Origin of the sequence: Sulfurimonas sp. (genome assembly GCF_016744025.1) — a bacterium.
Lineage (GTDB): Bacteria > Campylobacterota > Campylobacteria > Campylobacterales > Sulfurimonadaceae > Sulfurimonas.
Window position 1 is genome coordinate 1 of the sequence record NZ_JADGFC010000157.1, and the last position, 4,673, is coordinate 4,673.

Annotated in this window: 4 protein-coding genes; 3 read left to right on the top strand and 1 reads right to left on the bottom strand. The window is 32.8% G+C overall.

Annotated features, from left to right (window positions below; translation table 11 throughout):
- Positions 1-288, top strand: a 288-nt coding sequence (locus QZZ48_RS14095) for a hypothetical protein (protein WP_294966893.1), incomplete at its 5' end; no start/stop codon positions are given.
- A 349-nt stretch (positions 289-637) separates the two neighbouring features.
- On the opposite strand, the gene QZZ48_RS14100 is transcribed toward QZZ48_RS14095, so the two are convergent.
- Positions 638-3,430: an SUV3 C-terminal domain-containing protein gene (locus QZZ48_RS14100; protein WP_294966894.1), complete on the bottom strand. Its 2,793-nt coding sequence runs from the start codon at positions 3,428-3,430 to the stop codon at positions 638-640.
- 109 nt (positions 3,431-3,539) lie between these two features.
- On the opposite strand from QZZ48_RS14100, the gene QZZ48_RS14105 reads away from it, so the two are divergent.
- Positions 3,540-3,929, top strand: coding sequence for an AAA family ATPase (locus tag QZZ48_RS14105; RefSeq protein ID WP_294966895.1), 390 nt, complete (start codon positions 3,540-3,542; stop codon positions 3,927-3,929).
- A 287-nt stretch (positions 3,930-4,216) separates the two neighbouring features.
- Positions 4,217-4,585: an AAA family ATPase gene (locus QZZ48_RS14110; RefSeq protein WP_366755940.1), complete on the top strand. Its 369-nt coding sequence runs from the start codon at positions 4,217-4,219 to the stop codon at positions 4,583-4,585.
- Positions 4,586-4,673: the final 88 nt, after the last annotated feature.

Here is a 4,673-nt window from a genome sequence, read left to right on the forward strand (position 1 = left end):
CTTCTTTGTTTTTGGTCGAATAAGATTAGCAGATTATCGATTAATCCTATCTTTCAACTTACTTTCAAAAAATTGCACTTGATTTTAGAATTGGCGAAACAAAATATTTACAAAGTAGTAGATGAATGTAAAGCAACTATAAGCTTTGGAAATGGAAAGATTTATTTCAAAAAAAGTAATGTAGAGAGTTTAAAAGATTATGATAGTAAAACTTATATGATAGAGTGTAAATATAATCAAGAACATGGTCTTATGCATGATTGTAATGTTAAGGTCAAGTCAATATAAGAGTAGTTGATAGAGTGCTAATAAGTAGTTATATCATAGATATTTATACATATTCTTACAATTTGTGTTATAATATTCGTTACAATTGCATTAGTGGAAGAGAGCCTAAGCTCCCTATTTTAATATAACGGTTGGGCAAGAACCATTAAAACCACTAACACAAGAATAAACTTCATAGTGTATCTCCTTCCTAGGGGATACCGACTAACTCCCTAAACCCTTGAAACTCCAAAGCCCAAAAGATGTACACTACTTGTAACGCTGAAAGTATATCATAGTTTAAAATAAGCAAAAAAACATTATTTTTAGGGTAGGTTTTTTTCGAATCTCTCCTTATCCAAAAATAATCCTACCCTCTTTTTCCTCTTCTATATCCACCACCAGTATAGTTCTTTTTAAAACATGCCTGACAGATATTGTACTTTGAATTTACTGGAAGTGAAGCTGTACAGATTCTACACTTTTGTACAAAGTGGCTGTGTTGTAGAGACTCTTCTATGTACTTATTTAAAACCCATCTTGCTTGACGTGCTTTTTGCTCATCTAAGAAGTAATCACTAAAACGATAACTAAGCCATAGGTAAAGAGATATCTCTTTAACCATATCTTCTGCTCTTAAAAGCTCATCTGTTGTTGCGGCATAAGTACCTATTAGAACAGGTGGAGTGTAAGTAACAGGGAGTTTTTTCTCCAGTGCTAAGATATAACTCTCAAAAGATGCAACGATGTAAGGTGACTTTAGAGTCAGAGGGGCACAAGCTAGATGGTATTTCACAGCAATATCCAAATCATAGGGATCTATAATAAGTGCTGCATCTAACATATCATCTAAGCTAGATGCACGAAATGGACCCGTAAACTCCATATTTTCTACAAAGAACTTTAATATCTCACGAAGGGAGTTTTCTTCTAGGATATTCGAAACCAATTTGATATGCTCTAGATTCGCCATTACTTTAAATGGTAAAGTAATCTCTTTTGCTTCTCTATAGAAGTTCTTTTTTACGATGCGAAGAGCATCTGTATTTAAAGCACCCACAAACCCTTCTTCATTTAGTCCATAACGACCTGCACGACCTGAGATTTGAAGTACTTCAGATGCAAGAAGATTTCTTTGTGAGACTCCATCAAACTTTTCAGCTTTTGAGAAGAGTATAGTTTTTATAGGAAGGTTCATTCCCATAGCAATAGCATCTGTAGCTATTAGTATCTGAGTCTCTTTTTCTCTAAATCTTCTTGCCTCTTCACGTCTAACTTCAGGGGAAAGATTTCCATAAACAACACTTACGCTAAAGAAACGTGAAAAGTCTTGTTTAAGTCGTAGAACATCTTTTCTACTAAAAGCAATAATTGCAGTTCCCTCTTCTACATCTTTTGAACTTGTCGGAAGTTCCAAAAGTGTAAGAGGATTTTTTCTCTCAAACTCGATTATCTCAAGCTCTTCACCAAGATACCGTGCGAGTGCTATAACTGCATTTTTACAGTTTGAAGAGCCAGTCATGATAATCTCTTGTGATGGTGCTCCGATAATAGCATTTGCCCATGCCCAACCACGATCACGGTCGTCTAGCATCTGAACTTCATCGATTACACAAACATCTACATCCACATCAAAGTTTAACATCTCGATAGTAGAACTTATGTGAGTAGCGTCTTCGTTTAAAAGCTGTTCTTCTCCTGTAATAAGAGAAGCGTCAATATCGTTAGCTTTTAAGTTCTCATAGCCCTCTAAGGCCAAAAGCCTTAGTGGTGCAAGATAATATCCAGTACCAGCTTCTTCGAGCCTCTTCATCGCTGTATAGGTTTTACCACTATTTGTCGGTCCGATGTGAAGAGTAAGTTTTCTTCTCATCTCTCTTGCTATTGGGAAAAGATTTTTAAAATCACGAATAGTTCTAGCTAAAAGAGCCTGTCTTTGTTTTTTGATAATATCATCATGAGTATCTCTAACAAAGGTTCTTACAGTTTTTTTCAATATCTTTGGAGTAAGGTTAAGGGAAGCTCCAAGTCTGTCTAAGAGTATTGGATAGACTTTATTGTGTAGCTCTTCTTCACTTAGATGCAGGAGTGTCGCGTAGTGTTCACACTCATTAACAAGTTCTTTTAGACTCTCTAAAAAGTCTTCTTCTTGGTGCCGTTGTGCATCTTGTATCACAGAGTTAAAGTTAAGCGTGTTGGATTCCCAAATATCTTGAAGAAGTCCATCTAACTCTATATGAAGTTCTAGTATATAGTAGTGCTTCATATCTGAGTATGGAAAAGTGAAACTATGGTCGATGCGAACTAACATCTCTTCATCATGAAGTTCCAAGTCTACTACATCAAGTGCAGTTGAAATGATTGACTCTAAAACACTCTCTTTTATAAGAGGATAAGATGTTTTAGTCTTTGGAGGAGAAGCACGAAGTGAGGTTACTATCTCTTTGTGAGTTAGGTACTCATGTTTCTCGGGTAGATTTTTTATAAAAGCATTTATCTCTTGTTGTTGTGCTTGTACAATGTTTTCTTTATCCTCAGCTATCTTAGCAATAAGAATTTCATCATCATTGTCTTGAATAAACTCATCACCATATGCTTTTGTACTAAGGGTAAGTATCTTATGAAAGCTTTGTTTGTAGAGGATATAGTGCAAAGATGCATTGAACTCTAAAGTATCATCTGTATCAAAGATGCCATCAAGTGCTTTTTCAAGTCTAGCTCTTTTTTGCTCAAATCTTATATGTTTTAGTTTTGATTCGAGTTTAGAAATAGTTATCTTTTTACTTCTTACTTGCATAAAAGCTTCACGAAGTAAAACTGCTTCTTGAGAACTTACATCAAGCTCTTCAAGCATAAGATCTATCTTGTCATCTCTATCTAGATTCGCTACTTTTTCTATATCTAATTTATAAAACTTGTTATCTCTTGCAAAAAAGTTTAGTATATCTGAGCGATAATCTGAGTCTGCTTCACTCCAAATCATACGCGCAGCTTTAAGAAGTACTTCTTTTGAGTGTTCTATATCATAGATGCCAAGAGTAGAAAACAACTCACTAAGAGTCTCAGAAGAAACTCTCTCAATCCCAATATCAAAAGGATCGTTATCGAAATATTGTTTAATTCTCTGGTTTATTTTACTGTTTTTTTTATTTTTATGTCCCATGTGGAATTGTAGCTATAAATGAGTAAATTGGTGCTGTAATTGCTGTTGAGTTTTATATAGCCGAACATTTTTGGTATAATATTTCATATAACATTAAAGTAGGAAATCAATGTCAAGAAATCTAGGAAGACTAAATCATTTAAAAATAGATGGTTATAAATCTATTAAATCATTAAATTTAGAATTAAAAGCACTTAATATTCTTATTGGTTCAAATGGTGTTGGAAAAAGTAATTTTATTAGCTTTTTTAAATTTATGAAAAAAATTCTTGATAAAGATTTACCTACATACACAGCGGAACAAGGTGGAGCAAATAAAATTCTTCATTTTGGCAAAAAAATAACTTCTGAAATTAGTTTTGCATTGCAATTTATACCAAATGGGTATAAAGCCACTATCATACCTACTGTAAATGATAAATTTATTTTTAAAGAAGAACTTACATTTTTTTTGGAGATACAATTGGTTATGCTGGTGGAACAAAGTCATTTACACTAAACAATAATGGTGAAGAGAATTCTAATCTTCCAAGTAGACCGCATTCTAGAACATCTGAAGGACATATAGTAGGATATATCCAAGATTGGAAAGTCTACCACTTTCACGATACAAGTCTTACTGCAAAAGTTAAACAAACTTGTAATATTAATGATTGTGAAATTTTAGCTACAGATGGTGCAAATTTATCAGCTTTTTTAAGATGTATTAGAGAGTACAATGAAAAGTCATATATTCAAATTGTAAAAACAATTCAAAGAGTTGCTCCATTTTTTCAAGATTTTATTCTGGAACATGAAATGAGCAATATAGATACAATAAAACTAAAGTGGAAACATAAAGGTACGGATGAATACTTTGATGCAAACGATCTTTCAGATGGGACTATAAGATTTATTTGTTTAACCACACTTCTATTACAACCTAACTTACCAACTATAATCCTCTTAGATGAACCAGAGTTGGGACTACATCCTTTTGCATTAAAATTATTAGCAAGTATGTTTAGAAAAGTATCTAAAAGCACACAAATAATTGCTTCTACTCAATCTGTAACATTAGCAGATAATTTTGATATTGATGACATTATAGTTGTTGACAGAGTAGATAATCATTCAGAATTTAAAAGGTTAGACAAAACTATAATGAACCAGTAAAATTTGTTTTCTTATTTCAAAAATGATAAAATTGAAATAGAAAATATAGGGATTAAATATGAGTGTAAAAAGAAAAAGTTACAATGCA

Excerpts from the sequence above, each read along its gene's own strand:
- QZZ48_RS14100 (WP_294966894.1), bottom strand. The coding sequence starts at position 3,430 with ATGGGACATAAAAATAAAAAAAACAGTAAAATAAACCAGAGAATTAAA.
- QZZ48_RS14105 (WP_294966895.1), top strand. The coding sequence starts at position 3,540 with ATGTCAAGAAATCTAGGAAGACTAAATCATTTAAAAATAGATGGTTAT.